The 26,687-nt window shown below is 64.6% G+C and carries 29 protein-coding genes and 1 tRNA gene; 26 read left to right on the top strand and 4 right to left on the bottom strand.

Features of this window, described 5'->3' with window-relative positions:
• The first annotated feature begins 30 nt into the window (after window positions 1–30).
• The 24 genes from tpiA (at window position 31) to AC1VVG_RS11820 (ending at window position 21,390) form a co-directional block, all read left to right on the top strand.
• The gene (gene tpiA / locus AC1VVG_RS11935; RefSeq protein ID WP_059558100.1) at window positions 31–786 is read left to right on the top strand and encodes a triose-phosphate isomerase; all 756 of its coding nucleotides are present in this window, start codon (window positions 31–33) and stop codon (window positions 784–786) included.
• Between the two features lie 72 nt (window positions 787–858).
• Window positions 859–1,233: a preprotein translocase subunit SecG gene (secG, locus tag AC1VVG_RS11930; RefSeq protein ID WP_034190803.1), complete on the top strand. Its 375-nt coding sequence runs from the start codon at window positions 859–861 to the stop codon at window positions 1,231–1,233.
• A 111-nt stretch (window positions 1,234–1,344) separates the two neighbouring features.
• Window positions 1,345–1,429: transfer RNA gene (locus AC1VVG_RS11925), tRNA-Leu, on the top strand.
• Window positions 1,430–1,582: 153 nt separating this feature from the next.
• The gene (locus AC1VVG_RS11920) at window positions 1,583–1,942 is read left to right on the top strand and encodes an NADH-quinone oxidoreductase subunit A (RefSeq protein ID WP_006398798.1); all 360 of its coding nucleotides are present in this window, start codon (window positions 1,583–1,585) and stop codon (window positions 1,940–1,942) included.
• Window positions 1,943–2,004: 62 nt separating this feature from the next.
• Window positions 2,005–2,484 carry a NuoB/complex I 20 kDa subunit family protein gene (locus tag AC1VVG_RS11915; protein ID WP_006398799.1) on the top strand — a complete coding sequence of 160 codons (480 nt, stop codon included), beginning with the start codon at window positions 2,005–2,007 and terminating at the stop codon, window positions 2,482–2,484.
• A 21-nt stretch (window positions 2,485–2,505) separates the two neighbouring features.
• Window positions 2,506–3,108, top strand: coding sequence for an NADH-quinone oxidoreductase subunit C (locus AC1VVG_RS11910; RefSeq protein WP_034190804.1), 603 nt, complete (start codon window positions 2,506–2,508; stop codon window positions 3,106–3,108).
• A 9-nt stretch (window positions 3,109–3,117) separates the two neighbouring features.
• The gene (locus AC1VVG_RS11905; protein ID WP_034190805.1) at window positions 3,118–4,371 is read left to right on the top strand and encodes an NADH-quinone oxidoreductase subunit D; all 1,254 of its coding nucleotides are present in this window, start codon (window positions 3,118–3,120) and stop codon (window positions 4,369–4,371) included.
• A gap of 174 nt (window positions 4,372–4,545) precedes the next feature.
• Window positions 4,546–5,031: an NADH-quinone oxidoreductase subunit NuoE gene (nuoE, locus tag AC1VVG_RS11900; protein WP_006756903.1), complete on the top strand. Its 486-nt coding sequence runs from the start codon at window positions 4,546–4,548 to the stop codon at window positions 5,029–5,031.
• A complete protein-coding gene (nuoF, locus tag AC1VVG_RS11895) occupies window positions 5,028–6,338 on the top strand; it encodes an NADH-quinone oxidoreductase subunit NuoF (RefSeq protein ID WP_006478267.1) in 1,311 nt (436 codons plus the stop codon). Before nuoE ends, nuoF begins: the two co-directional genes overlap by 4 nt.
• Window positions 6,339–6,420: 82 nt before the next feature.
• On the top strand, window positions 6,421–8,751 hold the full coding sequence (gene nuoG, locus AC1VVG_RS11890; RefSeq protein WP_226194177.1) for an NADH-quinone oxidoreductase subunit NuoG: 2,331 nt from the start codon (window positions 6,421–6,423) through the stop codon (window positions 8,749–8,751).
• Window positions 8,752–9,819, top strand: coding sequence for an NADH-quinone oxidoreductase subunit NuoH (gene nuoH / locus AC1VVG_RS11885; protein ID WP_034190807.1), 1,068 nt, complete (start codon window positions 8,752–8,754; stop codon window positions 9,817–9,819).
• 10 nt (window positions 9,820–9,829) lie between these two features.
• Entirely contained in the window at window positions 9,830–10,318 is a 489-nt protein-coding gene (nuoI, locus tag AC1VVG_RS11880; RefSeq protein WP_009691265.1) for an NADH-quinone oxidoreductase subunit NuoI, read from the top strand.
• Between the two features lie 112 nt (window positions 10,319–10,430).
• Complete coding sequence (locus AC1VVG_RS11875; protein ID WP_011545812.1) at window positions 10,431–11,081, top strand: NADH-quinone oxidoreductase subunit J; 651 nt, start codon at window positions 10,431–10,433, stop codon at window positions 11,079–11,081.
• A gap of 18 nt (window positions 11,082–11,099) precedes the next feature.
• On the top strand, window positions 11,100–11,405 hold the full coding sequence (nuoK, locus tag AC1VVG_RS11870) for an NADH-quinone oxidoreductase subunit NuoK (protein WP_006478272.1): 306 nt from the start codon (window positions 11,100–11,102) through the stop codon (window positions 11,403–11,405).
• Window positions 11,406–11,422: 17 nt separating this feature from the next.
• The gene (gene nuoL / locus AC1VVG_RS11865; RefSeq protein WP_034190808.1) at window positions 11,423–13,477 is read left to right on the top strand and encodes an NADH-quinone oxidoreductase subunit L; all 2,055 of its coding nucleotides are present in this window, start codon (window positions 11,423–11,425) and stop codon (window positions 13,475–13,477) included.
• An 18-nt stretch (window positions 13,478–13,495) separates the two neighbouring features.
• Window positions 13,496–14,986, top strand: a complete 1,491-nt coding sequence (locus AC1VVG_RS11860; RefSeq protein WP_021162817.1) for an NADH-quinone oxidoreductase subunit M — start codon at window positions 13,496–13,498, stop codon at window positions 14,984–14,986.
• Between the two features lie 36 nt (window positions 14,987–15,022).
• Entirely contained in the window at window positions 15,023–16,477 is a 1,455-nt protein-coding gene (nuoN, locus tag AC1VVG_RS11855) for an NADH-quinone oxidoreductase subunit NuoN (RefSeq protein WP_175028768.1), read from the top strand.
• Window positions 16,477–16,773, top strand: a complete 297-nt coding sequence (locus AC1VVG_RS11850; RefSeq protein ID WP_034190810.1) for a DUF2818 family protein — start codon at window positions 16,477–16,479, stop codon at window positions 16,771–16,773. Before nuoN ends, AC1VVG_RS11850 begins: the two co-directional genes overlap by 1 nt.
• 40 nt (window positions 16,774–16,813) lie before the next feature.
• Window positions 16,814–17,404 (top strand): NUDIX domain-containing protein, encoded by a 591-nt coding sequence (locus tag AC1VVG_RS11845; protein WP_034190811.1) that lies wholly within the window; start codon window positions 16,814–16,816, stop codon window positions 17,402–17,404.
• Window positions 17,405–17,540: 136 nt separating this feature from the next.
• Complete coding sequence (locus tag AC1VVG_RS11840) at window positions 17,541–17,963, top strand: DUF1178 family protein (protein WP_034190812.1); 423 nt, start codon at window positions 17,541–17,543, stop codon at window positions 17,961–17,963.
• Between the two features lie 104 nt (window positions 17,964–18,067).
• Window positions 18,068–19,264, top strand: a complete 1,197-nt coding sequence (locus AC1VVG_RS11835) for an acyl-CoA dehydrogenase family protein (protein ID WP_034190813.1) — start codon at window positions 18,068–18,070, stop codon at window positions 19,262–19,264.
• A gap of 19 nt (window positions 19,265–19,283) precedes the next feature.
• A complete protein-coding gene (locus AC1VVG_RS11830; RefSeq protein ID WP_200088123.1) occupies window positions 19,284–20,417 on the top strand; it encodes an acyl-CoA dehydrogenase family protein in 1,134 nt (377 codons plus the stop codon).
• A 38-nt stretch (window positions 20,418–20,455) separates the two neighbouring features.
• On the top strand, window positions 20,456–20,917 hold the full coding sequence (locus tag AC1VVG_RS11825) for a MaoC family dehydratase (RefSeq protein WP_034190838.1): 462 nt from the start codon (window positions 20,456–20,458) through the stop codon (window positions 20,915–20,917).
• The gene (locus AC1VVG_RS11820; RefSeq protein WP_034190815.1) at window positions 20,914–21,390 is read left to right on the top strand and encodes a MaoC family dehydratase; all 477 of its coding nucleotides are present in this window, start codon (window positions 20,914–20,916) and stop codon (window positions 21,388–21,390) included. Before AC1VVG_RS11825 ends, AC1VVG_RS11820 begins: the two co-directional genes overlap by 4 nt.
• Before the next feature lie 47 nt (window positions 21,391–21,437).
• On the opposite strand, the gene AC1VVG_RS11815 is transcribed toward AC1VVG_RS11820, so the two are convergent.
• Together AC1VVG_RS11815 and AC1VVG_RS11810 are read right to left on the bottom strand one after the other, a co-directional pair.
• Window positions 21,438–22,130 carry a glutathione binding-like protein gene (locus tag AC1VVG_RS11815; RefSeq protein ID WP_034190816.1) on the bottom strand — a complete coding sequence of 231 codons (693 nt, stop codon included), beginning with the start codon at window positions 22,128–22,130 and terminating at the stop codon, window positions 21,438–21,440.
• A gap of 240 nt (window positions 22,131–22,370) precedes the next feature.
• Entirely contained in the window at window positions 22,371–23,162 is a 792-nt protein-coding gene (locus AC1VVG_RS11810) for an oxepin-CoA hydrolase, alternative type (protein ID WP_482835658.1), read from the bottom strand.
• A gap of 202 nt (window positions 23,163–23,364) precedes the next feature.
• Here AC1VVG_RS11810 and AC1VVG_RS11805 point away from each other — a divergent pair, with 202 nt between their 5' ends.
• Window positions 23,365–24,021, top strand: coding sequence for a glutathione S-transferase family protein (locus AC1VVG_RS11805; RefSeq protein ID WP_059558091.1), 657 nt, complete (start codon window positions 23,365–23,367; stop codon window positions 24,019–24,021).
• 41 nt (window positions 24,022–24,062) lie between these two features.
• Here the strand turns inward: AC1VVG_RS11805 and AC1VVG_RS11800 are convergent, their stop codons facing one another.
• Both AC1VVG_RS11800 and AC1VVG_RS11795 read right to left on the bottom strand, forming a co-directional pair.
• The gene (locus tag AC1VVG_RS11800) at window positions 24,063–25,235 is read right to left on the bottom strand and encodes a pyridoxal phosphate-dependent aminotransferase (RefSeq protein ID WP_034190819.1); all 1,173 of its coding nucleotides are present in this window, start codon (window positions 25,233–25,235) and stop codon (window positions 24,063–24,065) included.
• Between the two features lie 33 nt (window positions 25,236–25,268).
• A complete protein-coding gene (locus AC1VVG_RS11795; RefSeq protein ID WP_034190820.1) occupies window positions 25,269–25,766 on the bottom strand; it encodes a putative toxin-antitoxin system toxin component, PIN family in 498 nt (165 codons plus the stop codon).
• Window positions 25,767–25,823: 57 nt separating this feature from the next.
• Between AC1VVG_RS11795 and yaaA the strand changes: the two genes are divergently transcribed.
• Window positions 25,824–26,606, top strand: a complete 783-nt coding sequence (yaaA, locus tag AC1VVG_RS11790) for a peroxide stress protein YaaA (protein ID WP_034190821.1) — start codon at window positions 25,824–25,826, stop codon at window positions 26,604–26,606.
• Window positions 26,607–26,687 lie beyond the last annotated feature (81 nt).

Raw genomic sequence — 26,687 nt, 5'->3', positions numbered from 1 at the left:
CAATGACACAGCGGTGACGAGACAGACACGATGTCGAAACAGAGAACGAAGCGGGTGATCGGCAACTGGAAGATGCACGGCCGGCTGGCCGGCAACCAGGCGTTGCTGAACGAAGTGGTGCAGGGCGCGGGCGCGGTGGCGGCCGATACGTCGGTCGGCGTGTGCGTGCCGTTCCCGTATCTCGCGCAGGTTCAGGCGCAGCTGGGTGACGGTCGTGTCGTCTTCGGCGCGCAGGACGTGTCCGCGCACGAACAGGGCGCGTTCACCGGCGAAGTGGCGGCCGCGATGGTCGCCGAGTTCGGCGCGCGTTATGCGATCGTCGGTCACTCGGAGCGTCGCGCGTATCACGGCGAAAGCAACGAGACGGTCGCGGCGAAGACGCAGCGCGCGCTCGCAGCCGGGCTCACGCCGGTCGTGTGCGTCGGCGAGACGCTCGACGAGCGCGAATCGGGCGCGACCGAGCAGGTCGTCGGTGCGCAGCTCGACGCGGTGCTGGCCGTGCTGACGGCTGACGAGGCCGCGCGCATCGTCGTCGCGTACGAACCGGTCTGGGCGATCGGCACGGGCAGGAGCGCGACGTCGGCGCAGGCGCAGGACGTGCACGCGTTCCTGCGCGCGCGTCTCGCGGCGAAGGGGGCGGAGGACGTGTCCGTGCTGTACGGCGGCAGCGTGAAGCCGGACAACGCGGAAGAGCTGTTCGCGCAGCCGGACATCGACGGCGGCCTGATCGGCGGCGCGTCGCTGAAGGCGGAAGATTTCCTGGCGATCTGCCGGGCCGCGCGATAAGCGGTCCGAGATCGAATTGAACCATGACGGCGGCCGGACGGTCCGGTCGCCCGATCCAATCGGGTGGGTGTGATGCTGTTATTCAAGACGCTGATTATTGTGGTGCAGGTACTGTCTGCACTCGGTGTGATTGGTCTCGTGCTGCTGCAGCACGGCAAGGGTGCCGACATGGGCGCCGCGTTCGGCAGCGGCGCGTCGGGCAGCCTGTTCGGTGCGACGGGCTCGGCGAACTTCCTGTCGCGCACGACGGGCATCCTCGCGACGATTTTCTTCGTCGCGACGCTCGCGCTGACGTATCTCGGTTCGTACAAATCGACGCCGTCGGCCGGCGTGCTCGGCTCGGCAGCGACCGCGCCGGCACCTGCAGCATCGACGCCGGCCGTCGCGGCATCCGCGGCCGTCGCGGGCTCGGCGGCAAGCGCGCCGGGCCAGGATGTCCCGAAATAAAAAGTTAATTTTTTTGCGGTTGTGCGTTGAACAAATCTGGAACTCGGGTTAGAATTTAATTCTTGAAGCGATTCGCGGGAAACAAGCAGCACAACCCGAGTTGCATGCAGTGCCGACGTGGTGAAATTGGTAGACACGCTATCTTGAGGGGGTAGTGGCGAAAGCTGTGCGAGTTCGAGTCTCGCCGTCGGCACCAAAGTTACTCAATGCCAGCCGCTTCTAGTGGCTGGCATTTTTCATTTCTGGGGTGTGCTTGCGGTTGTCTTGCGATCGCCTGCACTCCGAAATGATTCCTTCCGCCGGAAGTGGTATTCTCCGGACGCTCAGAACCAACCGATAGAGGATTGCCTTGAACCTCGCAGCCTATTACCCCGTCTTGTTGTTCCTTCTCGTGGGCACTGGTTTAGGTATAGCGCTGGTCAGCATCGGCAAGCTCCTGGGTCCCAACAAGCCGGACGTCGAGAAGAATGCACCATACGAGTGCGGCTTCGAAGCCTTTGAAGACGCCCGGATGAAATTCGACGTCCGGTATTACCTCGTCGCCATCCTGTTCATCATCTTCGATCTCGAAACCGCATTCCTGTTCCCGTGGGGCGTCGCGCTCCGGGACATCGGCTGGCCGGGTTTCATCGCAATGATGATTTTTCTGCTCGAATTCCTGCTGGGCTTTGCCTATATCTGGAAGAAAGGCGGGCTCGACTGGGAGTGATGGGTTAATCGCCGGTTTGCATGGGCGGCCACGCTCGGTCGCTCGTCTGGAGTGGAAAGCAAATGAGTATCGAAGGGGTCTTGAAGGAAGGGTTTGTCACCACGACGGCTGACAAGCTGATCAACTGGACGCGTACCGGCTCGCTGTGGCCGATGACGTTCGGGCTCGCGTGTTGCGCCGTCGAGATGATGCATGCGGGCGCGGCCCGTTATGACCTGGACCGGTTCGGCGTCGTGTTCCGTCCGAGTCCGCGTCAGTCGGACGTGATGATCGTCGCCGGCACGCTCTGCAACAAGATGGCGCCCGCGCTGCGCCGCGTGTACGACCAGATGGCCGAGCCGCGCTGGGTGATCTCGATGGGGTCGTGCGCGAACGGCGGTGGTTATTACCACTACTCGTATTCGGTGGTTCGCGGCTGCGACCGGATCGTGCCGGTCGACGTCTACGTGCCGGGCTGTCCGCCCACGGCCGAGGCGTTGGTCTACGGCGTGATCCAGCTTCAGGCGAAGATCCGTCGCACCAACACCATTGCCCGTCAATAAAGCCCCGAGCGTCCCCTCAATATGGCAAGCAAAATCGAGACCCTCAAGGCAAACCTCGAAGCCGCGCTCGGCGCGCGCGTGGTGAGCCTCACCGAAGCGATCGGTGAACTGACGCTCGTCGTGAAGGCGAGCGATTACCTCGAAGTCGCAAAGACGCTGCGCGACGATCCGAAGCTCCGATTCGAGCAGTTGCTCGACCTCTGCGGTGTCGATTACCAGACCTTCGGCGACGGTGCCTACGACGGCCCGCGCTTCGCGGCCGTGTCGCACCTGCTGTCGGTCACGAACAACTGGCGCCTGCGCCTGCGCGTATTCGCGCCGGACGACGACCTGCCGATCGTGGCATCGCTGGTCGACACCTGGACCTCCGCGAACTGGTACGAGCGCGAAGCGTTCGACCTGTACGGCATCGTGTTCGAAGGCCACCCCGACCTGCGCCGCATCCTCACCGACTACGGCTTCATCGGCCACCCGTTCCGCAAGGACTTCCCGGTGTCGGGCTACGTCGAAATGCGTTACGACCCGGAAGAGAAGCGGGTCGTGTACCAGCCGGTGACGATCGAGCCGCGCGAAATCACGCCGCGCGTGATCCGCGAGGATCGCTATGGCGGTCTGAAACATTAAGGGGGCGTCATGGCAGAAATCAAGAACTACACGCTCAACTTCGGCCCGCAGCACCCGGCAGCGCACGGCGTGCTGCGCCTCGTGCTCGAGCTCGACGGCGAAGTCATCCAGCGTGCCGATCCGCACATCGGCCTGCTGCACCGCGCGACGGAAAAGCTCGCGGAATCCAAGACCTTCATCCAGTCCGTGCCGTACATGGACCGTCTCGACTACGTGTCGATGATGGTCAACGAGCACGGCTACGTGCTCGCGATCGAGAAGCTGCTCGGCATTGAAGTGCCGGAGCGCGCGCAGTACATCCGCGTGCTGTTCGACGAGATCACGCGCGTGCTGAACCACCTGATGTGGATCGGCGCGCATGCGCTCGACGTCGGCGCGATGGCCGTGTTCCTGTACGCCTTCCGCGAACGCGAAGACCTGATGGACGTGTACGAAGCGGTGTCCGGCGCCCGGATGCACGCGGCGTACTACCGTCCGGGCGGCGTCTACCGCGACCTGCCTGACGTGATGCCGCAATACAAGGCGTCGAAGATTCGCAACGAGAAGGCGCTCGCGAAGATGAACGAAGCGCGCAGCGGCTCGGTGCTCGACTTCATCGACGACTTCTTCACGCGCTTCCCGAAGTGCGTCGACGAATACGAAACGCTGCTCACCGACAACCGGATCTGGAAGCAGCGTCTGGTCGGGATCGGCGTGGTCAGCCCGGAACGTGCGCTGCAGATGGGCCTGACGGGCCCGATGCTGCGCGGCTCGGGTATCGCCTGGGATCTGCGCAAGAAGCAGCCGTACGAAGTGTACGATCGCATGGATTTCGACGTGCCGGTCGGCGTGAACGGCGATTGCTACGACCGCTATCTGGTGCGCGTCGAGGAAATGCGCCAGTCGATCCGCATCGCGAAACAGTGTATTGAGTGGCTCCGCAAGAATCCGGGCCCGGTGATGACGGACAATCACAAGGTTGCCCCGCCGTCGCGCGTCGGCATGAAGACCAACATGGAAGACTTGATTCACCACTTCAAGCTCTTCACCGAAGGTTTCCATGTGCCGGAAGGCGAAGCGTACGCGGCGGTCGAGCATCCGAAGGGTGAATTCGGCATCTACCTCGTGTCGGACGGCGCCAACAAGCCGTATCGCCTCAAGATTCGCGCGCCGGGTTTCGCGCACCTGGCGTCGCTCGACGAAATGGCGCGCGGTCACATGATCGCCGACGCCGTCACGATCATCGGTACGCAGGACATCGTGTTCGGCGAGATCGATCGCTAATGGTTGCGCCGCCCGCGCGAGCGGGCGGCGAAGCAGTAAGTCACACGCGATGCGCGCTGAACCGGCGCGGCTTCGCAAGCTGTCAACAGAGTGAGCGCCAGGTCTGCCGTCCATGCACCCCAAGTGTGCGGCAGGTTGTTCGTTCGGTAGGAATTGAAAGAGTCGTGTCTGAAAATGATCTCAGCTGAAGGCCTGAAGGAAATCGATCGAGCGTTGACGAAGTATCCCGCCGATCAGAAACAGTCCGCCGTGATGTCGGCGTTGGCCGTTGCTCAGGAAGAGCACGGCTGGCTGTCGCCCGAACTGATGCAGTTCGTCGCGGACTATCTCGGCATGCCGGCCGTTGCCGTGCAGGAAGTCGCGACGTTCTACACGATGTACGAGCTCAACCCGGTCGGCAAGCACAAGATCACGCTCTGTACGAACCTGCCGTGCCAGCTCGGCCCGCACGGCGGCGCGGAAGCGACTGCCGACTACCTGAAACAGAAGCTCGGCATCGGCTTCGGCGAGACGACGCCCGACGGCAAGTTCACGCTGAAGGAAGGCGAATGCATGGGCTCGTGCGGCGATGCGCCGGTGCTGCTGGTGAACAATCACAGAATGTGCAGCTTCATGAGCCGCGAGAAGATCGACCAGCTGCTTGAGGAGCTCTCGAAATGACGTCCCTCCACGACCGTCACATCAAACCGCTGATCCTCGCTGGTCTGAACGGCGAGAACTGGCATCTCGAAGATTACGTCGCGCGCGGCGGCTACAAGCAGCTGCGCCGCATTCTCGAAGAAAAGATTCCGCCCGAGCAGGTGATCGCCGACGTGAAGGCGTCGGGCCTGCGCGGCCGCGGCGGTGCGGGCTTCCCGACCGGCCTGAAGTGGAGCTTCATGCCGCGCCAGTTCCCGGGGCAGAAGTACCTCGTCTGCAACTCGGACGAAGGCGAGCCGGGCACGTTCAAGGATCGCGACATCCTGCGCTGGAACCCGCACGCGCTGATCGAAGGCATGGCCATCGGCGCATACGCGATGGGCATCACCGTCGGCTACAACTACATCCACGGCGAAATCTTCGAAGTGTATCGACGCTTCGAAGCCGCGCTCGACGAAGCGCGCGCGGCCGGGTTCCTCGGCGACAACATCATGGGCTCGGAATTCTCGTTCCAGCTGCACGCGCACCACGGTTACGGTGCGTACATCTGCGGCGAGGAAACGGCGCTGCTCGAATCGCTCGAAGGCAAGAAGGGCCAGCCGCGCTTCAAGCCGCCGTTCCCGGCGAGCTTCGGCGTGTACGGCAAGCCGACCACGATCAACAACACCGAGACGTTCGCCGCGGTGCCGTTCCTGCTGTCCATCGGGCCGCAGAACTACCTCGAGATCGGCAAGCCGAACAACGGCGGCACGAAGATCTTCTCGGTGTCGGGCGACGTCGAGCGCCCGGGCAACTACGAAGTGCCGCTCGGCACGCCGTTCGCGACGCTGATGGAGCTCGCCGGCGGGATGCGCGGCGGCAAGAAGATCAAGGCCGTGATTCCGGGCGGCTCGTCGGCGCCGGTGATCCCGGGCGACATCATGATGCAGACGGATCTCGACTACGATTCGATCGCGAAGGCGGGCTCGATGCTCGGTTCCGGCGCGGTGATCGTGATGGACGAGACGCGCTGCATGGTGCGCTCGCTGCTGCGCCTGTCGTACTTCTACTACGAGGAATCGTGCGGCCAGTGCACGCCGTGCCGTGAAGGCACCGGCTGGCTGTATCGCGTCGTGAACCGTATCGAGCACGGCGAAGGCCGCCAGGAAGATCTGGACCTGCTGAACTCGGTGGCCGAGAACATCATGGGTCGCACGATCTGTGCGCTCGGCGATGCGGCGGCGATGCCGGTACGCGGGATGCTCAAGCACTACTGGGACGAATTCGCGTACCACGTCGAGCACAAGCACTGCATGGTCGGCGGCCACGCGCACGCGGCGGCGGCCTGAAGCGAACCCGGTTGCGGAATTTGAGCGCACGGTCGGGCCAAGGCGCGAACGGGCGGAAATAGGTTAAGGACCATTCACCATCATGGTTGAACTTGAAATAGACGGCAAGAAGGTCGAGGTGCCCGAAGGCAGCATGGTGATCCAGGCTGCGCACAAGGCGGATACGTACATTCCTCACTTCTGCTATCACAAGAAACTGTCGGTTGCGGCCAACTGCCGGATGTGTCTCGTCGAAGTCGAGAAGATGCCGAAGGCCGTGCCTGCCTGCGCGACCCCCGTGTCGGCCGGCATGATCGTCCACACGCAGTCCGACAAGGCCGTGAAGGCGCAGCAGTCGGTGATGGAATTCCTCCTCATCAATCACCCGCTCGATTGCCCGATCTGCGATCAGGGCGGCGAATGCCAGCTGCAGGATCTGGCGGTCGGCTACGGCAAGTCGTCGTCGCGCTACTCGGAAGAAAAGCGCGTGGTGTTCCACAAGAACGTGGGCCCGCTGATCTCGATGGAAGAAATGTCGCGCTGCATCCACTGCACGCGCTGCGTCCGCTTCGGCCAGGAAATCGCCGGCGTGATGGAGTTCGGCATGCTGGGCCGCGGCGAGCACTCGGAAATCACGACGTTCGTCGGCAAGACGGTCGATTCCGAAATGTCGGGCAACATGATCGACCTGTGCCCGGTCGGTGCGCTGACCAGCAAGCCGTTCCGCTACAGCGCCCGTACGTGGGAACTGTCGCGCCGCAAGTCGGTGAGCCCGCACGATTCCGTCGGCGCGAACCTCGTCGTGCAGGTGAAGAACAACCGCGTGATGCGCGTGCTGCCGTTCGAGAACGAAGCGATCAACGAATGCTGGATCTCGGACAAGGACCGCTTCTCGTATGAAGGCCTCAACAGCGAAGAGCGCCTGACGAAGCCGATGCTGAAGCAGGGCGGCCAGTGGATCGAAACCGACTGGCAGACCGCGCTCGAATACGTCGCGAAGGGCCTGAAGGGCATCGCCGCGGATCACGGCGCGAACGCGCTGGCGATGCTCGCGAGCGCGCACAGCACCGCTGAAGAGCTGTTCCTCGTGAAGCAGCTCGCCAACGAACTGAAGACGCCGAACGTCGACTTCCGTCTGCGTCAGCAGGATTTCTCGGCGCCGGTCCAGGGCGCGCCGTGGCTCGGCATGCCGATCGCCGACCTGTCGAACGTGGACGCCGCGTTCGTCGTCGGTTCGTTCCTGCGCCGCGACCACCCGCTGTTCGCGTCGCGCCTGCGTCAGGCCGCGAAGAACGGCGCGAAGCTGCATTTCCTGCACGCGACCGCTGACGACGCACTGATCCCGACCGCGCAACGCATCGTGGCCGCACCGTCCGCGTGGCTCGACGAGCTGGCCGGCATCGCCGCGGCCATCGCGCAACTGCGCGGCGTCGCGCTGCCCGACGCGCTGGCAGGCGTCACCGCATCGCCGGCCGCGCAGGCTGTCGCGCAGTCGCTGTCGAACGGCGAACGCCGCGCGGTGCTGCTCGGCAACGTCGCGGTCCGCCACCCCGAATTCGCGAAGCTGCATGCCGTCGCCAAGTGGATCGCCGACAACACCGGCGCCACGTTCGGCTTCCTGACGGAAGCGGCGAACACGGTCGGCGCGCACGTCGTCGGCGCATTGCCGGGCGAAGGCGGCCTGAACGCACGCGAAGCGTTCGCGCAGCCGCGCAAGGGCTACGTGCTGCTGAACGTCGAGCCGGAATTCGACACGGCCGATCCGGCCCAGGCGCTGGCCGCGCTGAACCAGGCGGAAATGGTTGTCGTGATGTCGCCGTTCAAGCACGGCCTCGACTACGCCGACGTGCTGCTGCCGGTTGCGCCGTTCACCGAAACGGCCGGCACGTACGTGAACGCGGAAGGCACCGTGCAGAGCTTCAACGGCGTCGTGCGCCCGCTCGGCGACACGCGTCCGGGCTGGAAGGTGCTGCGCGTGCTCGGCAGCCTGCTCGGCCTGCCGAACTTCGAATACGAGACCGCGGAAGAAGTGCGTCTCGCCGCGCTCGGCGACGCCGGCGTCGCGGGCCGTCTGTCGAACCAGACGTCGGTCGCGCCGGTGCGTGCCGCGGCGAATGCCGCGAACGGCGGTTTCGAGCGCCTGGCCGATGTGCCGATCTATCACGCCGACGCGCTCGTGCGCCGCGCGGGTGCGCTGCACCTGACGGCTGCCGCGAAGGCGGCGAATGCCGCAGCCCTGCCGGCCGCGCTGTTCGACAAGCTGGGCTTGAAGGAAGGCGACGCCGTGCGCGTGCGCCAGGGCGAGCGTGCGGTGCAGTTGCCGGCCGTGCGCGACGCGAATCTTGCGGAGACGGTCGTTCGCGTGTCGGCGGCGACGCCTGCCGGCGCAGCGCTCGGCAGCCTGTCCGGTGAACTGGTGGTGGAGAAGGCGTAAATGAGCTTGTTCGATACGATCAACGCGGGCGGGGCCGAGCTTCTCGGCTTCGCGTGGCCGACGGTGTGGGCAGTCGTGCGCATCCTCGTCGTCTCCGTCGTCATCCTGCTGTGCGTCGCGTACCTGATTCTGTGGGAACGCAAGCTGATCGGCTGGATGCACGTGCGTCTCGGCCCGAACCGCGTCGGCCCCGGCGGCCTGCTGCAGCCGATCGCCGACGTGCTGAAGCTGCTGCTGAAGGAAGTCATTCAGCCGAGCGCCGCCAGCCGCTGGCTGTACCTGATCGCGCCGGTGATGACCGTCGTGCCCGCATTCGCCGTGTGGGCCGTGATCCCGTTCCAGGCCGAAGCGGTCCTCGCGAACGTGAACGCGGGCCTGCTGTACGCGATGGCGATCTCGTCGATCGGCGTGTACGCGGTGATTCTCGCGGGCTGGGCATCGAACTCGAAGTACGCGTTCCTCGGCGCGATGCGCGCCGCGGCACAGATGGTGTCGTACGAAATCTCGATGGGCTTCGCGCTGGTGCTCGTGCTGATGACGGCCGGCAGCCTGAACCTGTCGGAGATCGTCGGTTCGCAACAGCACGGCTTCTTCGCCGGCCACGGCGTGAACTTCCTGTCGTGGAACTGGCTGCCGCTGCTGCCGGCGTTCGTCGTGTACTTCATCTCGGGCATCGCCGAAACGAACCGCCACCCGTTCGACGTGGTGGAAGGGGAGTCGGAAATCGTCGCGGGTCACATGATCGACTACTCGGGTATGGCGTTCGCGCTGTTCTTCCTCGCCGAGTACATCAACATGATCGTGATCTCGGCGCTGGCTGCGACGCTGTTCCTCGGCGGCTGGGATGCGCCGTTCGAATTCCTGTCGTTCATCCCGGGCATCTTCTGGCTGGTGCTGAAGGTATTCGCACTGCTGTCGGTGTTCATCTGGGTCCGCGCGACGTTCCCGCGCTACCGTTACGACCAGATCATGCGCCTGGGCTGGAAGGTGTTCCTGCCCGTCACGGTGATCTGGGTGGTCGTGGTCGGCTGCTGGATGATGTCGCCGCTGAACATCTGGGTGAAGTAAGGACGAAATCATGACGGCTATCCAACACTTCTTTAAGACCTTCTTCCTGACCGAGCTGCTGAAGGGGCTCGCGCTGACCGGTCGTTACACGTTCAAGCGCAAGTTCACCGTGCAGTTCCCGGAAGAGAAGACCCCGATCTCGCCGCGTTTCCGCGGGCTGCATGCACTGCGCCGCTACGAAAACGGCGAAGAGCGCTGCATCGCGTGCAAGCTGTGCGAGGCCGTGTGCCCCGCGATGGCGATCACGATCGAATCGGAAACGCGCGCGGACAACACGCGCCGCACGACGCGCTACGACATCGACCTGACGAAGTGCATCTTCTGCGGTTTCTGCGAAGAGAGCTGCCCGGTCGACTCGATCGTCGAGACGCAGATTCTCGAGTACCACGGCGAAAAGCGCGGCGACCTGTATTTCACGAAGGAAATGCTGCTCGCGGTGGGCGATCGCTACGAGAAGGACATCGCCGCGGCGAAGGCTGCCGACGCGCCGTATCGTTGATTGTGTTTGCAGTGCCGGCCCGCAGCCAGGGCCGAGCCGCCGCGACGGGTGCGGCACGCGAGAGCGTCCCGCAAGCCGCGCCTGACTATGGCCTAACGATGAACCGGTAATCATGGAATTCACGACCGTACTGTTCTACATCTTCGCGCTGCTCCTGGTGGTATCAGGGCTGAAGGTGATCACTTCGCGCAACCCGGTGGCGTCTGCGCTTTTCCTTGTGCTGGCGTTCTTCAACGCCGCCGCGATCTGGATGCTGCTGGAAGCGGAGTTCCTCGCGATCCTGCTGGTGCTGGTCTACGTGGGCGCCGTGATGGTGCTGTTCCTGTTCGTCGTGATGATGCTGGATATCAACATCGACTACCTGCGCCGCGACTTCAAGCGCTTCGTGCCGATGGCGACCGTGGTCGGCGCGATCATCGTGATCGAGACCGCGCTGATCCTGTGGCGCGGTTACGGCGACACGCACACCGTGCATGCGATGGCGACGGGCGAGATGGCCAACTGGTCGAACACGCGCCTGATCGGCAAGGTCATCTACACCGACTACATCTTCGCGTTCGAAATCGCCGGTCTCGTGCTGCTGGTCGCGATCATCGCCGCGATCGGGCTGACCGAGCGCAAGGGCAAGGACAGCAAGCGCCAGCGCGTGTCGGATCAGGTCAAGGTGCGCCGCAACGACCGCGTGCGCCTCGTGAAGATGGAAGCGGACAAGCCGCAGCCGGAAACGGCGCAGAGCGAAGCCGGTTCGGGCACCAACGGCTAAGCGGAGGAAAAGAAAATCATGCTGACTCTTGCTCACTACCTTGTGCTCGGCGCGATCCTGTTTGCGATCGCGATCGTCGGGATCTTCCTGAACCGCCGCAACGTCATCATCATCCTGATGTCGATCGAACTGATGCTGCTGGCGGTGAATACCAACTTCGTCGCGTTCTCGCATTACCTCGGCGACGTGCACGGCCAGATCTTCGTGTTCTTCGTGCTGACCGTCGCGGCAGCGGAAGCCGCGATCGGTCTTGCGATTCTGGTGACCCTGTTCCGTAAGCTCGACACGATCAATGTCGAGGATCTCGATCAGCTCAAAGGTTAATTTCAGGCAACGCTGTTATGTCAACGACACTCAATGAAAACCTGCTGCTGGCGATTCCGCTCGCTCCGCTGGCCGGCTCGCTGATTGCGGGGCTGTTCGGGAACGCAGTCGGGCGCAAGGGCGCACACCGGATCACGATCCTCGGCGTGATGATCGCGTTCCTCCTGTCGGCGAAAGTCTTCCTCGACGTGATGGGCGGCGCAAGCTTCAACGCGACCGTCTACGAATGGATGAACGTCGGCTCGCTGAAACTCGAAGTCGGCTTCCTCGTCGATTCGCTGACCGCGATGATGATGGTCGTCGTGACCTTCGTCTCGCTGATGGTGCACGTGTACACGATCGGCTACATGGCGGAAGAAGACGGCTACCAGCGCTTCTTCTCGTACATCTCGCTGTTCACGTTCTCGATGCTGATGCTCGTGATGAGCAACAACTTCCTGCAGCTGTTCTTCGGCTGGGAAGCGGTGGGTCTGGTGTCGTACCTGCTGATCGGCTTCTACTTCACGCGTGAGAGCGCGATCTACGCGAACATGAAGGCGTTCCTCGTGAACCGCGTGGGCGACTTCGGCTTCCTGCTCGGCATCGGCCTGCTGCTCGCGTTCGCCGGCTCGATGAACTACGGCGAAGTGTTCGCGAAGCGCGCGGAACTCGCGAGCCTGCACTTCCCGGGCACCGACTGGGGCCTGCTGACCGTGGCCTGTATCTGCCTGTTCATCGGCGCGATGGGCAAGTCGGCACAGTTCCCGCTGCACGTGTGGCTGCCGGACTCGATGGAAGGCCCGACGCCGATTTCGGCGCTGATTCACGCGGCGACGATGGTGACGGCCGGTATCTTCATGGTGTCGCGCATGTCGCCGCTGTTCGAGCTGTCGGATACCGCGCTGTCGTTCATCACGGTGATCGGCGCGATCACGGCGCTCTTCATGGGCTTCCTCGGCATCGTCCAGAACGACATCAAGCGCGTGGTCGCGTACTCGACGCTGTCGCAGCTCGGCTACATGACCGTCGCGCTCGGCGTGTCCGCCTACCCGGTCGCCGTGTTCCACCTGATGACGCATGCGTTCTTCAAGGCGCTGCTGTTCCTCGGCGCCGGCTCGGTCATCATGGGCATGCACCACGACCAGGACATGCGCAACATGGGCGGCCTGCGCAAGTACATGCCGATCACGTGGATCACGTCGCTCGTCGGTTCGCTCGCGCTGATCGGCACGCCGTTCTTCTCGGGCTTCTACTCGAAGGATTCGATCATCGACGCGGTGAAGCTGTCGCACCTGCCGGGTTCGGGCTTCGCGTATTTCGCGGTGGTCGCGAGCGTGTTCGTCACGGCGCTGTACTCGTTCCGCATGTACTTCCTGGTGTTCCACGGCGAGGAGCGCTTCCGCAAGCCGAAGCACCCGGAATCGCCGATGGGCATGGCGGCCGCGCACGGCCACGACGATCACGGCCATGGCCACGGTCATGACGACCACGCACACGAGCCGCACGAGACCCCGTGGGTCGTGTGGGTGCCGCTGGTCCTGCTGGCGATCCCGTCGGTGATCATCGGTGCGATCGCGATCAGCCCGATGCTGTTCGGCGATTTCTTCCAGCATGGCGTCGCCTTCGACAAGGTGATCTTCATCGGCGAAAACCACCCGGCGCTCGCCGAGATGGCCGAAGAGTTCCACGGCTGGGTGGGCATGGGCCTGCACTCGGTGTCGGGCCTGCCGGTCTGGCTCGCGCTCGCCGGCGTCGTGGTCGCCTGGTTCCTGTACCTGAAGCGTCCGGAACTGCCGGCGTCGATCCGCCGCGCGTTCGGCCCGATCTACACGCTGCTGGACAACAAGTACTACCTGGACAAGATCAACGAAGTGGTGTTCGCCCGTGGTTCGGTGGCGATCGGCCGCGGCCTGTGGAAGGAAGGCGACGTCGTGGTGATCGACGGCCTCGTCAACGGCAGCGCCCGGTTCATCGGCTGGTTCGCCGGCGTGATCCGCTTCCTCCAATCCGGTTACATCTATCACTACGCGTTCGCCATGATCATCGGCATGCTGGGGCTCCTGACCCTGTTTGTAACGCTCGGCGGCAAATAAGGCGAGGGGACAAGAACAATGCACGCTTTTCCGATTCTCAGTACCGCGATCTGGTTGCCGATCGTTTTCGGCCTCCTGGTACTCGCGGTAGGTAACGACAAAAATCCGGGGACGGCCCGCTGGATCGCGCTGATCGGCTCGCTGCTCGGTCTCGCGGTCACGATCCCGCTGATCACGGGCTTCGACTCGAGCACGGCCGCGCTGCAGTTCGTCGAGAAGTCGACCTGGATCGAACGCTTCGACATCGCGTATCACCTCGGCGTCGACGGTATCTCGATGTGGTTCGTCGTGCTGACCGCGCTGATCACGGTGATCGTCGTGATCGCCGCGTGGGAAGTGATCACCGAGAACGTCGCGCAGTACCTCGCGGCGTTCCTGATCCTGTCCGGGATCATGATCGGCGTGTTCTCGGCGGCCGACGGCCTGCTGTTCTACGTGTTCTTCGAGGCGACCCTGATCCCGATGTACATCATCATCGGCGTGTGGGGCGGCCCGAACCGCGTGTACGCGGCGTTCAAGTTCTTCCTGTACACGCTGGCCGGCTCGCTGCTGATGCTGGTCGCGCTGATCTACCTGTACACGGAAACGCACTCGTTCGACCTCGCGACGTGGCAGAACGCGAAGATCGCGATGACGCCGCAGATCCTGTTGTTCATCGCCTTCTTCCTCGCCTTCGCGGTGAAGGTGCCGATGTGGCCGGTGCACACGTGGCTGCCGGACGCGCACGTGGAAGCGCCGACGGGCGGCTCGGTCGTGCTGGCCGCGATCATGCTGAAGCTCGGCGCCTACGGTTTCCTGCGCTTCTCGCTGCCGATCACGCCTGACGCGAGCCACTTCCTGGCACCGGTCGTGATCACGCTGTCGCTGATCGCGGTGATCTACATCGGCCTCGTCGCGATGGTGCAGGCCGACATGAAGAAGCTGGTCGCGTATTCGTCGATCGCGCACATGGGCTTCGTCACGCTCGGCTTCTTCATCTTCAACCAGCTCGGCGTCGAAGGCGCGATCATCCAGATGATCTCGCACGGCTTCGTGTCGGGCGCGATGTTCCTCTGCATCGGCGTGCTGTACGACCGCGTGCACTCGCGCCAGATCGCCGATTACGGCGGCGTCGTCAACGTGATGCCGAAGTTCGCGGCATTCGCGATGCTGTTCTCGATGGCCAACTGCGGCCTGCCGGGTACGTCGGGTTTCGTCGGCGAGTTCATGGTGATTCTCGCGGCCGTCCAGTACAACTTCTGGATCGCCTTCGGCGCGGCGTTCACGCTGATCCTCGGTGCGGCCTACACGCTGTGGATGTACAAGCGCGTGTACTTCGGCGCGGTGGCGAACGATCACGTTGCCAAGCTGAAGGACATCGGCCGTCGCGAATTCCTGATGCTGGCCGTGCTCGCCGCGTTCACGCTGCTGATGGGTCTTTATCCGAAGCCTTTCACGGACGTGATGCACGTTTCCGTGGAAAACCTCCTCTCCCACGTCGCGCAGTCGAAGCTGCCGCTGGCCCAGTAATCGCGAGCGGAGGAAACCAAGATCATGAATGCTCCTATGAATGTCCTGTTGCCTGACGCGCTGGTGATGGCCGCCATCGTCGTCGCATGGCTGAACGACACCTTTACCGGTGCTTCCGGCCGCCGCCTGACCTATCTGATCGCGGTCGTTTCGTCGGTCGTCGCGGGCGTGTGGTTCGCGGTGCAGGCACTCGACCCGCAGCAGTACTACTTCTTCTCGAAGATGGTCGTCGTCGACTCGTTCGCGAGCACGATGAAGGCCGTCGTGTCGTTCGGTTTCGCGGTCTCGCTGGTCTATTCGCGCAAGTACCTCGAAGATCGCGACATGTTCCGCGGCGACGTGTTCCTGCTCGGCATGTTCTCGCTGCTCGGCCAGCTGGTCATGGTGTCGGGCAACAACTTCCTGACGCTGTACCTCGGTCTCGAACTGATGTCGCTGTCGCTGTATGCCGTGATCGCGCTGCGCCGCGACGCCGCGCAGTCGAGCGAAGCCGCGATGAAGTACTACGTGCTGGGCGCGCTCGCGTCGGGCTTCGTGCTGTACGGCATCTCGATGCTCTACGGCGCGACCGGCTCGCTCGAGCTGGGCGAGGTGTACAAGGCCGTCGGCGGCAACACCGACGCAGCCGTGCTGATGTTCGGCGTGGTCTTCATCGTCGCCGGTATCGCGTTCAAGCTGGGTGCCGTGCCGTTCCACATGTGGGTGCCGGACGTCTACCAGGGCGCACCGACCGCGATGACGCTGTTCGTCGGCGGCGGCCCGAAGGTTGCCGCGTTCGCGTGGGGCCTGCGTTTCCTGGTGATGGGCCTGCTGCCGCTCGCCCAGAACTGGCAGACCGCGCTCGTGATCCTCGCCGCGCTGTCGCTGATCGTCGGCAACATCACCGGTATCGTCCAGCGCAACATCAAGCGGATGCTCGCCTACTCGGCGATCTCGAACATGGGCTTCGTGCTGCTCGGCCTGCTCGCGGGCATCGTGAAGGGCGACGCGGCGGCACCGGCGAACGCCTACAGCTCGGCGATGTTCTACGCGATCGTCTACCTGATCACGACGCTCGGCTCGTTCGGCGTGGTGATGCTGCTCGCACGCCGCGATTTCGAAGCGGAAACGATCGACGACTTCAAGGGCCTCAACAAGCGCAGCCCGGTGTTCGCGTTCGTGATGATGGTCATGATGTTCTCGCTGGCCGGCATCCCGCCGACCGTCGGCTTCTATGCGAAGCTGGCCGTGCTCGAGGCGACCGTCAACGCGGGCCTCACGTGGCTGGCCGTGCTGGCCGTGATCACGTCGCTGTTCGGCGCGTTCTACTACCTGCGCATCGTGAAGCTGATGTATTTCGATGCACCGCAGGATTCGACGCCGATCACGGGTGATTTCTGCAAGCGCACGATCCTCGTGCTGAACGGCCTGGCGGTCGTCGTGCTCGGCCTGATTCCGAGCCCGCTGCTGACGGCCTGCCTGCAGGCAATTCGTCACACGCTGCCGCTGTAATGTCGGCAGCCGGCTGGTTTATCGTGCTGTTGGCGCTCGTATGCGCCAACCTCCCGTTCCTGAACCAACGCCTCTTCGCCGTCGTGCCGTTCGGCGCGGCGAAGAAGAGCGCGTGGGTGCGGATCGGCGAGCTGATCGTGCTGTATTTCATCGTCGGCGCGCTCGGCTTCTGGCTCGAATCGCGTGCCGGCAACCGCTTTGAACAGGGCTGGCAGTTTTACGCGATCACGTTCAGTCTGTTCGTCGTGTTCGCGTTCCCCGGCTTCACGTTCCAGTATCTCGTCAAACGACGCTGACGGCCCCCGGCCGTCCGTCGTGCTCATCCAGGAGCCGCCGATGGCCGAACTACCCAATCACGACGCCGCACTGACCGAAACCTGCCTCGAGAGCGAGGCGATTTTCGAAGGCGCGTTCCTCAAGCTCAAGCGCGACACCGTCCGTCTGCCGGACGGCAAGAAGGCCACGCGCGAATACGTCCAGCATCCGGGCGCGGTGATGGTGATCCCGCTGTTCGACGACGGCCGCGTGCTGATGGAAAGCCAGTATCGCTATCCGATCGGCAAGGTGATGGCCGAATTCCCGGCCGGCAAGCTCGATCCGGACGAAGGCGCGCTCGCGTGCGCGGTGCGCGAACTGCGCGAGGAAACGGGCTACACGGCGCGTGAATACGTGTTCCTGGCCCGCATTCACCCGATCATTTCCTATTCGACCGAATTCATCGACCTGTATCTTGCGCGTGGGCTGACGGCCGGCGAGCGCAAGCTCGACGAAGGCGAATTCCTCGAGACCTTCACCGCGACGCAGGCCGACCTGCAGGAGTGGGTGCGCACGGGCCAGATCACCGACGTGAAGACGATCATCGGCATGATGTGGCTCGACAAGGTGCTGTCCGGCGCCTGGCCGCTCGGGCCGGTCCTGACGCCCTGAGCGTCGCGCCAACGGCGGGCGGGGCGCCGCGTTACAATCCGGTGACGCGGTGCGTTCGTCCCGCGCGATCGGGATTTAGCACGATCGTTCACAAAACCGCAATTTGCGCTACACTCGTCACACGCCCTGATTCAGCATGAAGGTCCTCGATTTACAGTGCCCGCACGGTCATCGGTTCGAAGGCTGGTTCGCTTCCGCCGATGAATTCGAAGCGCAGTTGTCCCGCAAGCTGGTCGAATGTCCGGTGTGCGGAACGACCGAGGTCAACCGTCTGCCGTCGGCGCCGCGCCTGAACTTGTCGGGCGCGACGCAGGCCCGGCCGGCCGATCCGCGTGCGCTGCAGGCGCAGGTGATGCGTGCGCTGCGCGAGGTGCTGGAGAAAACCGAGAATGTGGGCGAGCGCTTCGCCGAGGAAGCGCGGCGCATCCATTACAACGAGGCGCCCGCACGCAGCATTCGTGGCGTCACGACGCCGGAAGATGCGCAATCCTTGGCCGAAGAAGGCATCGACGTGATGCCGCTGCCGATTCCTGCCGCACTGAAAGAACCGCTGCAATGACGCATGCAGCGGATCCTTGCCGGGGCGGACGGCCGCGGCGAGCGTCTGCATGAGACCGGAGCAACCGCTGAAGCGCGCACTCCGGCCGACAGGAGACACTGCGCATGGATCTGGATTATTCCCCCGCCGACGACGCGTTCCGCGCCGACGTCCGCGCCTGGCTCGAGGCCAACCTGCCTCACGCGCTGCGCGCCAAAGTACTCGATCACAAACGACTCGACCGCGAGGATTTCGCGAGCTGGCACCGGATTCTCGGCCAGCGCGGCTGGTCCGCGCCCGCGTGGCCCGTCGAATACGGCGGCCCGGGCTGGAACGCGACGCAGCGACACATCTGGGATGAGGAGTGCGCGCGGATCGGCGCGCCGACCGTGCTGCCGTTCGGCGTGTCGATGGTCGCACCGGTGCTGATGAAGTACGGCAGCGAGGCGCAGAAACGCCACTATCTGCCGCGCATACTCGACGGTTCCGACTGGTGGTGCCAGGGTTACTCGGAGCCCGGTTCGGGATCCGATCTCGCATCGCTGCGCACGCGCGCCGAGCGCCATGGCGACCACTACGTCGTCAACGGCCAGAAGACCTGGACGACGCTCGGCCAGCACGCCGACATGATGTTCTGCCTCGTCCGGACCGATCCGGCCGCGAAGAAGCAGGAGGGCATCTCGTTCCTGCTGATCGACATGAAGACGCCCGGCATCACCGTGCGCCCGATCGTCATGCTCGACGAGGACCACGAGGTCAACGAAGTGTTCTTCGAGGACGTGAAGGTGCCGGTCGAGAACCTCGTCGGCGACGAGAACCGCGGCTGGACCTACGCGAAATACCTGCTCGGCCACGAGCGCACCGGCATCGCACGCGTCGGCGCGTCGAAACGCGAGCTCGCGTTCCTGAAGCGCGTGGCGTCGAACCAGCGCAAGAACGGCAAGCCGTTGCTCGCCGATCCGGTATTTGCCGCGAAGGTCGCGGCGCTCGAAGTCGAGCTGATGGCGCTCGAGGTGACGGTGCTGCGTGTCGTCAGCCGCGAGACGAGCGGCAAGGGGCCCGGCCCCGAGGCATCGATGCTGAAGATCAAGGGCACCGAGGTGCAGCAGGCGCTCACCGAACTGATGGTCGATGCGATCGGCCCGCTCGCCGCGCCGTTCGACGTGCCGTTCCTCGACGGCGAGCGCGAGCACAGCATCGCGGGCGACGACGATGCGGCGCCGCTTGCCGCGTACTACTTCAATTACCGGAAGACGTCGATCTACGGTGGCTCGAACGAGATCCAGAAGAACATCATCGCGCAGATGATTCTGGGGCTGTGATCAGGGAACGGAGACAACCATGGATTTCAGCTTTACCGATGAGCAGCAGCAGTTCGCCGACGCGCTGCGCCGGTATCTCGGCGAGCAATACGGCTTCGACGCGCGTCAGGCGATCGTGCGCGGCGACACGGGCGTCTCGGACGCGCAATGGCGCGCATTCACCGAACTGGGGTTGACCGCATTGCCGGTGCCCGACGCCCAGGGCGGCTTCGGCGGCGGTCCGGTCGACATGCTGGTCGTGATGCAGGAGCTCGGCCGCGCGCTCGTGATCGAGCCGTACTGGGCCACGGCGGTCGGCGTCGAGGCACTGCGCATCGCCGGCTCCGGCGCGGGCGACGATGCCGCGTTGCTGGAGGCGGTGGCGCAGGGACAGAAACGGCTGGCGGTTGCGTTCCATGAGCCGCAGGCGCGCTACGATTTGTACGAGCTCGACACGCATGCGCGCGAGCACGGCGGCACGTACCGGCTGACCGGCATCAAGTCGGTCGTTCAGCACGGCGCACAGGCGCATGCGTGGATCGTGCCCGCGCGTGTCGATGGCGGCGGCATCGGCCTGTTCGTCGTCGAACGCGACGCGGCGAACGCGAAGGTGACCGACTACCGGACGATCGACGGCCAGCGTGCCGCGACGATCGAATTCAACGCAACGCCGGCCCGGCTGCTGACGGGCGGTGCGCGCGACGCGGCGGCGCTCGAGCAGGTTGCCGATTACGCGACGTTCCTGCTGTGCGCGGAAGCGGTCGGCGCACTCGACGAGCTGAATCGCGCGACGGTCGAATACACGAAGACGCGCGAGCAGTTCGGCGTGCCGATCGCGCGTTTTCAGGCACTGCAGCACCGGATGGTCGACATGCTGATCCATGCGGAGCAGGCGCGCTCGCTGACCTATCTGGCGGCGGTGCGCTACGCGAGCGGCGACGCCGATGCGCGGCGCAAGGCCGTGTCCGCCGCGAAGGCACGTGTCGGCGCGGCCGCGCGTTTCGTCGGGCAGCAGGCCATTCAGTTGCATGGTGGCATGGGCGTGACCAACGAGGTCGCCGCCGCGCATTTGTTCAAGCGGCTGACGATCATCGAGACGACGCTCGGCGACACCGACCATCATCTTGCCCGGATCGCGGCGCTGCCCGATTTCGCGCAGGCCGACGCGGCATGACGGCGACGCGCGAGCGCGCCAGACAAGGAGACTTGCAAGTGGGTATCAGTTACGAAGACCTGGTGGTCGGCAGCACGACCGAAGTGGGCCGCTACACGTTCGAGCCCGACGACATCAAGGCGTTCGCGCAGCGCTACGATCCGCAACCGTTCCATCTCGACGAGGCGGCCGGGAAGGCATCGCATTTCGGCGGCCTCGTCGCGAGCGGCTGGCATACGTGCTCGGTGTTCATGAGCCTGCTCGTCCGGAAGCTCGGGCCGGATTCGACCAGCATGGGCTCGCCGGGCATCGACTCGATCCGCTGGCTCAAGCCGGTGCGGGCCGGCGACACGATCACGATGTACCAGAAGGTTCACGACAAGCGCGTGTCGGAGAGCAAGCCTGACCGCGGCATCGTGTCGACGGAGTGGGTCGGCGTGAACGAAGCCGGCGAGACGGTGATCAGCGTGCATACGAAGGTGCTTTTCGGGCTGCGCCATCCGGGAGGGGCGAGCGCATGACGGACGTGACCTTGCCGCTGATCGCGTCGGCCGAGGCGTTGCAGGCACGGGTCGGCGCAGAGCCGCTCGCGAGCGGCTGGATCGCGATCGACCAGCATCGCGTCGACGGTTTCGCCGACGCGACCGGCGATCATCAATGGATTCACGTCGATCCCGAGCGCGCCCGACGCGAGTCGCCGTTCGGCGGACCGATCGCGCACGGGTTCCTGACGCTGTCGCTGATTCCCGCGTTGATGACCGATGCGATGCGCTTCGAGCAGAAGATGGGCGTGAACTACGGGCTGAATCGCGTGCGATTCCTGAAGCCGGTGCCGGTCGGTGCACGCGTGCGTGCGCTCTTCGCGGTGAAGGAAACCGCCGGCGCCGCGCAGGGCGGGGTGCAGGTGACGTGGTCGGTGTCGATCCAGGTCGAGCGTCCCGATGCGCCGCTGCTGGTGTGCGCGGCGGAGTTCATCACGCTGCACTACTTCTGACGCGCGGGGCGGCAGGCACGCTTGCCGCCCCGTCCGTCACCTGCGTGTCAGTGCTTCGCGTACTGCGTCGCGCCGAACAGCACTTCTCGAGCCTTGTCGTCCTGCAGTGCCTTGCGCATCGACGCGAGCACCTCGACGCCGCGCTGCACGGCGGGTCGCGCGGCGATCGCGTCGTACCAGCGCTTCACGTTCGGCAACTCGTCGAGCACGATGCCCTGGTTTTGCCACGAACGCGTCCACGGGAACGTCGCAATGTCTGCGATCGTGTACGCGTCGCCCGCGAGATATTCGGATTCGCCGAGGCGTTTGTCCATCACGTTGTACAGGCGTTTCGCTTCGTTCGTGTAGCGGTTGACCGCGTATTCGATCTTCTCCGGCGCGTACAGGCGGAAGTGGTGCGCCTGCCCGAGCATCGGGCCGACGCCGCCCATCTGGAACATCAGCCACTCGAGCGTTGCATAGCGCGCGGCCGGATCGGTCGGCAGGAACTTGCCGGTCTTCTCCGCGAGATAGATCAGGATCGCGCCCGATTCGAACAGCGAGATCGGTTTGCCGCCGGGACCGTCCGGATCGACGATGGCCGGGATCTTGTTGTTCGGGCTGATCTTCAGGAAGTCGGGCTTGAACTGGTCGCCCGCGCCGATATCGACCGGATGTGCACGGTATGCGAGGCCCGTTTCCTCGAGCATGATGTGCACCTTGTGGCCGTTCGGGGTCGCCCAGCTATAGACGTCGATCATCGTCAACTCCTCGGTTGCATGCGCGAAAACGGCGCCGGGGGCGCCGCGACAGGCGGACATTAGAGCATGGATCGACGCGGGCTGCTGGCGACGGAAACGTGCCTGGCGATGCGTGTGCGCAGGCGGCGTGAAGCGCGCCGCCGACGTCGGGCGCGACGTGCGTCAGTGCATTTCTTGCGCGGTATCGAGCGCCGTTACGACCGGGCGGCGTCGCGTCGTCACGGGAGAAGGCTGGCTCGATCAGCGCTTGTAACGCGGCTGGCGTTTCTCGAGAAACGCGGTGATGCCTTCGAGCCCGTCCGCATGATGCAGCGACGCGACGAAATGATCGCGCTCGGTACCGAGATGCGGTTCGAGCGATTGCGTCGTCGCATCGTCGAGCAGCGACTTGATGCGTGTGAGGGCGTTCGGCGAGATGCCGGCGAGTGCGTCGGCCCACGCGAGCGCGTCGGTCAGTGCCGCGCCGGGCACGGCGAGCCGGTTGACGACGCCGAGCGCATGCAGGCGTTCGGCCGTGACCGGCTTGCCTTCGAACAGAAGTTCGGCCGCTATCGCGCGCGGCAGTGCGCGCGCGAGGAACCACGAACCGCCGCCGTCCGGCGTGAGGCCCACACGCGCATACGACATCACGAATTTCGCGTCGTGCGCGGCGACGATCAGGTCGCACGCGAGCGCGAGCGAGAAACCCGCGCCGGCCGCGGCGCCTTCGACGGCTGCGATCACCGGTTTCGTCGACGCGCGGATCGCCGTGACCCAAGCGGCGAGCTGGTCGATGCTGTCGGCCTGGTAGGACGGATCCTTCGAACGGTTCTCGAGCAGCCGGTTCAGGTTGCCGCCCGCGCAGAAGAAGCGATCGGCACCGGTCAGGACGACTGCTCGAATCGCGGGATCGCGATCGGCGGTGGCAATCGCCTCGATGCCGGCCGCGTACATGTCGGGATGCAGCGCATTGCGCGCGCCGGGATTGGACAGCGTGAGGACGAGCGTCGAATCGCTCTCGGGCGGACGCGAGGCCAGCAGTTCAGCACTCATGCGAGCGTGTCTCCATCGGATGGCGGGGCGGCTGCGCCGCGCATGTTGCGCGAACAGCCGGAATGGCTGCCGCAGCGGATGTAATGTTGTCGTGACGAACGCAAAACTTGCTTTAGACTAGCACGAACGTGCTTTTCGGCGCGACGAATCTCGATGCGGCCGGCACCGTTACGGCCGCGCTTCAGCAAGGAAGGAGACCCTGATGCTACAGCTGTGCGGTATGCCGTTGTCCAACTATTACAACAAGGTGAAGTTCGTGCTGCTCGAGCACGACATTCCGTTCGAGGAGTCGGTGTGCGGTTTGCCGATCAGCGATCCGGCCCGGCTCGTCGATTCGCCGCTCGGCAAGATTCCGTTCCTGAAGACCGAGGAAGGCGCATTGTTCGAGTCGCAGGCGATCGTCGAATACTTGGCCGCGCGCTATCCCGAAAAAGGCATTTTCCCGGCGAGTCCGTTCGCGGCCGCGAAGGTGCGCGAACTGGTCGAGACGCTCGAGCTGTATCTCGAATGGATGACGCGCGAGGTCTATACGGAGGCATTTTTCGGCGGCAAGGTCAGCGACGGGACGAAGGCGCACGTCGAGAAGCGCCTGCCGCGCGCGATCGATGCGTTCAAGCAGATGACGCGGTTTTCGCCGTATGTGCTCGGCGAGACGTTCGGCCTCGCGGACATCGCCGCGTGGGTTCATCTGCCGGTCATCGGGATGGCGACGAAGGCGATATTCGGGCGCGATTTCCTGCTCGACGCCGGCATCGACTGGAAGGCGCACGCGAAGCAGGTCGGCGAGCGTCCGGCCGCGCAGCGCGTGGCCGCCGAGCGCAAGGCATATATCGAAGCGACGCGCGTCGCGCGCTCGTAAGCGCGGTTCCGGCAGGGCGGCGGGGGCCGCCCATACGGGGTTTACAGGCGGGCGAGCCGTTCGAGCGCGGACGCGAGCGTGCTTTCCTGCTTCGCGAAGCAGAAGCGTACGACGCCCGATTCATGCGGCTCGTGATAGAACGCCGACACCGGAATGGCGGCCACGCCGATCTCCGACGTGAGCCACTTCGAGAATTCCGCCTCGGGCAGGTCGCTGATCGCCGAGTAATCGACGCACTGAAAGTACGTGCCCGTGCACGGCAGCAGCTTGAAGCGCGTGCGCTCGAGGCCCGCACGGAAGAAGTCGCGCTTCTTCTGGTAGAAACCGGCCAGCGACAGATACGGTGCCGGGTCGCGCAGGTAGTCGGCGAGCCCGATCTGCATCGGCGTGTTCACCGTGAAGACGTTGAACTGGTGGACCTTGCGGAATTCCGCGGTCAGCGCGGCAGGCGCCGCGACGTAGCCGACCTTCCAGCCCGTCACGTGATAGGTCTTGCCGAAGCTCGACACGATGAAGCTGCGTGCGGCGAGTTCCGGGTAGCGCGCAACGCTTTCGTGGCGTGCACCGTCGTAGACCATGTGCTCGTACACTTCGTCGGACAGGATCAGCACGTTGGTGCCGCGCACGATGTCCGCGAGCTTGCGCATGTCCGCCTCGCGCCACACGGTACCCGTCGGGTTGTGCGGCGTGTTGATCAGGATCATTCGCGTTTTCGGCGTGATCGCGGCCGCGAGGCGGTCGAACGGGATCGCATAATCGGGCGCCTCGAGCGTGACGAACACGGGCTTGCCGCCCGCGAGCTCGATCGACGGCAGGTAGCTGTCGTAGGTCGGTTCGACGACGATCACTTCATCGCCCGGATGCACCGCGCACAGGATCGCCGTCAGCAGCGCCTGCGTCGCGCCGGCCGTCACCGTGATCTCGGTGGCCGGATCGTAGCGCCGGCCATAGACCTGCGCGATCTTGTCGGCGATCGCGTCGCGCAGCGGTGCGACGCCGGCCATCGGCGGATACTGGTTGTGCCCGTTGCGCATCGCGGTCGCGACCGCATCGACGATGCGCGGATCGCAATCGAAATCCGGGAAGCCCTGGCCGAGGTTCACCGCGCCTTTTTCGGCGGCAAGCGCGCTCATGACCGTGAAGATCGTCGTGCCGACGTTCGGCAGGCGCGAGGGGAAAACGGGAGTCGTTGGCATGTCTGAAGGAGCGTTCATCGATACGGTCGGATTCGGGTGGTGCGGCGCAGGTCAGGCCGGCGTGGTCGTCGTGTCCGGTGCGGCGTCGAGCGCGCAGGCCTCGGCAAACGGCGCGGGCTGCGCGATCCGGAAGCCGAAGTCGCGTGCGGTGCGCTTCGCGAGTTTCAGCAGCGCGCGGTCTTTCGATACGAGCCACTCGGCCTGCGCGGCGCGGGCAAGTTCGAGAAACTTCTGGTCGTCGCGGTCCTTGCACTTCGGCAGCGGCGGCGCGTCGGCGTCGACAGGCGGCGGCTCGACGAGGCTCGCGAGGCGGGCGACGGTCGCGAGTGCGGCCGCCTTGTCGATCGCGCGCGACTGGAACTGCGGATAGTCGAGCACGTATTCGAGCTCGGTCAGGCAGCGGCCGTCGATCACGGCGGCAAGCGCGCCGCTTTCCAGCGCGGCCCGGATCGGGCGCGTAGCGGGGTCGTCGAATACGAGGATGTCGATCCAGACGTTCGAGTCGAGCACGACGCGGTGCGCGGCGTGCGGGGCGAGAGAGCGGGTCATTCGTTACAATCGGTGGTTTTCGTCTGACCGCAAGGCACGGCGTGCCAGCGAGCCTCTATGATAATCGTTCTCTCTCCAGCCAAATCCCTCGACTACGATACGCCCGCGCACGTCCAGTCTTACACGAAGCCTGCATTCGTCGACGACGCGTCCGAGCTGATCGACGGCCTGCGCAAGCTGTCGCCGCAGGACATCGCGACGCTGATGGATATCTCCGATCCGCTTGCGCGCCTGAATTTCCAGCGCTATGCCGACTGGTCGCGGTCCTTCACGCCGGCCAATGCGAAGCAGGCCGTGCTCGCGTTCAACGGCGACGTCTATGAAGGTTTCGACGCGAAATCGCTGTCGTCGGCCGATCTCGACTATGCGCAGCAGCACGTGCGCGTGCTGTCGGGCCTGTACGGATTGCTGCGTCCGCTCGACCTGCTGCAGCCGTACCGGCTCGAGATGGGCACGCGCTTCGCGAACGCGCGCGGCAAGGATCTGTACGCGTTCTGGGGCGACCGCATCACGCGGGCGCTGAACGAGCAGCTCGAGACGCGCAGCGGCGCGGCGCGTGTGCTGGTCAACTGCGCGTCGACCGAATACTTCAAGTCGGTCAAGCCGAAGCTGCTGGCCGCGCCGGTCGTCACGCCGGTGTTCGAGGACTGGAAGGGCGGCCGCTACAAGATCATCAGCTTCCATGCGAAGCGCGCGCGCGGGCTGATGGCGCGTTTTGTCGTCGAGAACCGGATTGCCGACCCGAAGGCACTGAAGGATTTTGCGACGGAAGGCTATGCGTTCGACGCGGCTGCGTCGAACGATTCGACGTACGTATATCGCCGGCGAGTCGGCGAGTGACCCGGCCGGCCGTTCACGAGACGGCCGGCACGTGCATGAGGCCCGGCGCGCGGCATACCGTGCGTTCGGCCGCCCGCTTTA

The organism is Burkholderia sp. L-4 (assembly GCF_056856535.1).
The sequence above is the reverse complement of the archived record's forward strand: the minus strand, read 5'-3'. Positions and strand labels throughout refer to the sequence as shown.

Excerpts from the sequence above, each read along its gene's own strand:
- tpiA (WP_059558100.1), top strand. The coding sequence starts at position 31 with ATGTCGAAACAGAGAACGAAGCGGGTGATCGGCAACTGGAAGATGCAC.
- secG (WP_034190803.1), top strand. The coding sequence starts at position 859 with ATGCTGTTATTCAAGACGCTGATTATTGTGGTGCAGGTACTGTCTGCA.
- AC1VVG_RS11915 (WP_006398799.1), top strand. The coding sequence starts at position 2,005 with ATGAGTATCGAAGGGGTCTTGAAGGAAGGGTTTGTCACCACGACGGCT.
- AC1VVG_RS11910 (WP_034190804.1), top strand. The coding sequence starts at position 2,506 with ATGGCAAGCAAAATCGAGACCCTCAAGGCAAACCTCGAAGCCGCGCTC.
- AC1VVG_RS11905 (WP_034190805.1), top strand. The coding sequence starts at position 3,118 with ATGGCAGAAATCAAGAACTACACGCTCAACTTCGGCCCGCAGCACCCG.
- nuoE (WP_006756903.1), top strand. The coding sequence starts at position 4,546 with ATGATCTCAGCTGAAGGCCTGAAGGAAATCGATCGAGCGTTGACGAAG.
- nuoF (WP_006478267.1), top strand. The coding sequence starts at position 5,028 with ATGACGTCCCTCCACGACCGTCACATCAAACCGCTGATCCTCGCTGGT.
- nuoG (WP_226194177.1), top strand. The coding sequence starts at position 6,421 with ATGGTTGAACTTGAAATAGACGGCAAGAAGGTCGAGGTGCCCGAAGGC.
- nuoH (WP_034190807.1), top strand. The coding sequence starts at position 8,752 with ATGAGCTTGTTCGATACGATCAACGCGGGCGGGGCCGAGCTTCTCGGC.
- nuoI (WP_009691265.1), top strand. The coding sequence starts at position 9,830 with ATGACGGCTATCCAACACTTCTTTAAGACCTTCTTCCTGACCGAGCTG.
- AC1VVG_RS11875 (WP_011545812.1), top strand. The coding sequence starts at position 10,431 with ATGGAATTCACGACCGTACTGTTCTACATCTTCGCGCTGCTCCTGGTG.
- nuoK (WP_006478272.1), top strand. The coding sequence starts at position 11,100 with ATGCTGACTCTTGCTCACTACCTTGTGCTCGGCGCGATCCTGTTTGCG.
- nuoL (WP_034190808.1), top strand. The coding sequence starts at position 11,423 with ATGTCAACGACACTCAATGAAAACCTGCTGCTGGCGATTCCGCTCGCT.
- AC1VVG_RS11860 (WP_021162817.1), top strand. The coding sequence starts at position 13,496 with ATGCACGCTTTTCCGATTCTCAGTACCGCGATCTGGTTGCCGATCGTT.
- nuoN (WP_175028768.1), top strand. The coding sequence starts at position 15,023 with ATGAATGTCCTGTTGCCTGACGCGCTGGTGATGGCCGCCATCGTCGTC.
- AC1VVG_RS11850 (WP_034190810.1), top strand. The coding sequence starts at position 16,477 with ATGTCGGCAGCCGGCTGGTTTATCGTGCTGTTGGCGCTCGTATGCGCC.
- AC1VVG_RS11845 (WP_034190811.1), top strand. The coding sequence starts at position 16,814 with ATGGCCGAACTACCCAATCACGACGCCGCACTGACCGAAACCTGCCTC.
- AC1VVG_RS11840 (WP_034190812.1), top strand. The coding sequence starts at position 17,541 with ATGAAGGTCCTCGATTTACAGTGCCCGCACGGTCATCGGTTCGAAGGC.
- AC1VVG_RS11835 (WP_034190813.1), top strand. The coding sequence starts at position 18,068 with ATGGATCTGGATTATTCCCCCGCCGACGACGCGTTCCGCGCCGACGTC.
- AC1VVG_RS11830 (WP_200088123.1), top strand. The coding sequence starts at position 19,284 with ATGGATTTCAGCTTTACCGATGAGCAGCAGCAGTTCGCCGACGCGCTG.
- AC1VVG_RS11820 (WP_034190815.1), top strand. The coding sequence starts at position 20,914 with ATGACGGACGTGACCTTGCCGCTGATCGCGTCGGCCGAGGCGTTGCAG.
- AC1VVG_RS11815 (WP_034190816.1), bottom strand. The coding sequence starts at position 22,130 with ATGATCGACGTCTATAGCTGGGCGACCCCGAACGGCCACAAGGTGCAC.
- AC1VVG_RS11810 (WP_482835658.1), bottom strand. The coding sequence starts at position 23,162 with ATGAGTGCTGAACTGCTGGCCTCGCGTCCGCCCGAGAGCGATTCGACG.
- AC1VVG_RS11805 (WP_059558091.1), top strand. The coding sequence starts at position 23,365 with ATGCTACAGCTGTGCGGTATGCCGTTGTCCAACTATTACAACAAGGTG.
- AC1VVG_RS11800 (WP_034190819.1), bottom strand. The coding sequence starts at position 25,235 with ATGAACGCTCCTTCAGACATGCCAACGACTCCCGTTTTCCCCTCGCGC.
- AC1VVG_RS11795 (WP_034190820.1), bottom strand. The coding sequence starts at position 25,766 with ATGACCCGCTCTCTCGCCCCGCACGCCGCGCACCGCGTCGTGCTCGAC.
- yaaA (WP_034190821.1), top strand. The coding sequence starts at position 25,824 with ATGATAATCGTTCTCTCTCCAGCCAAATCCCTCGACTACGATACGCCC.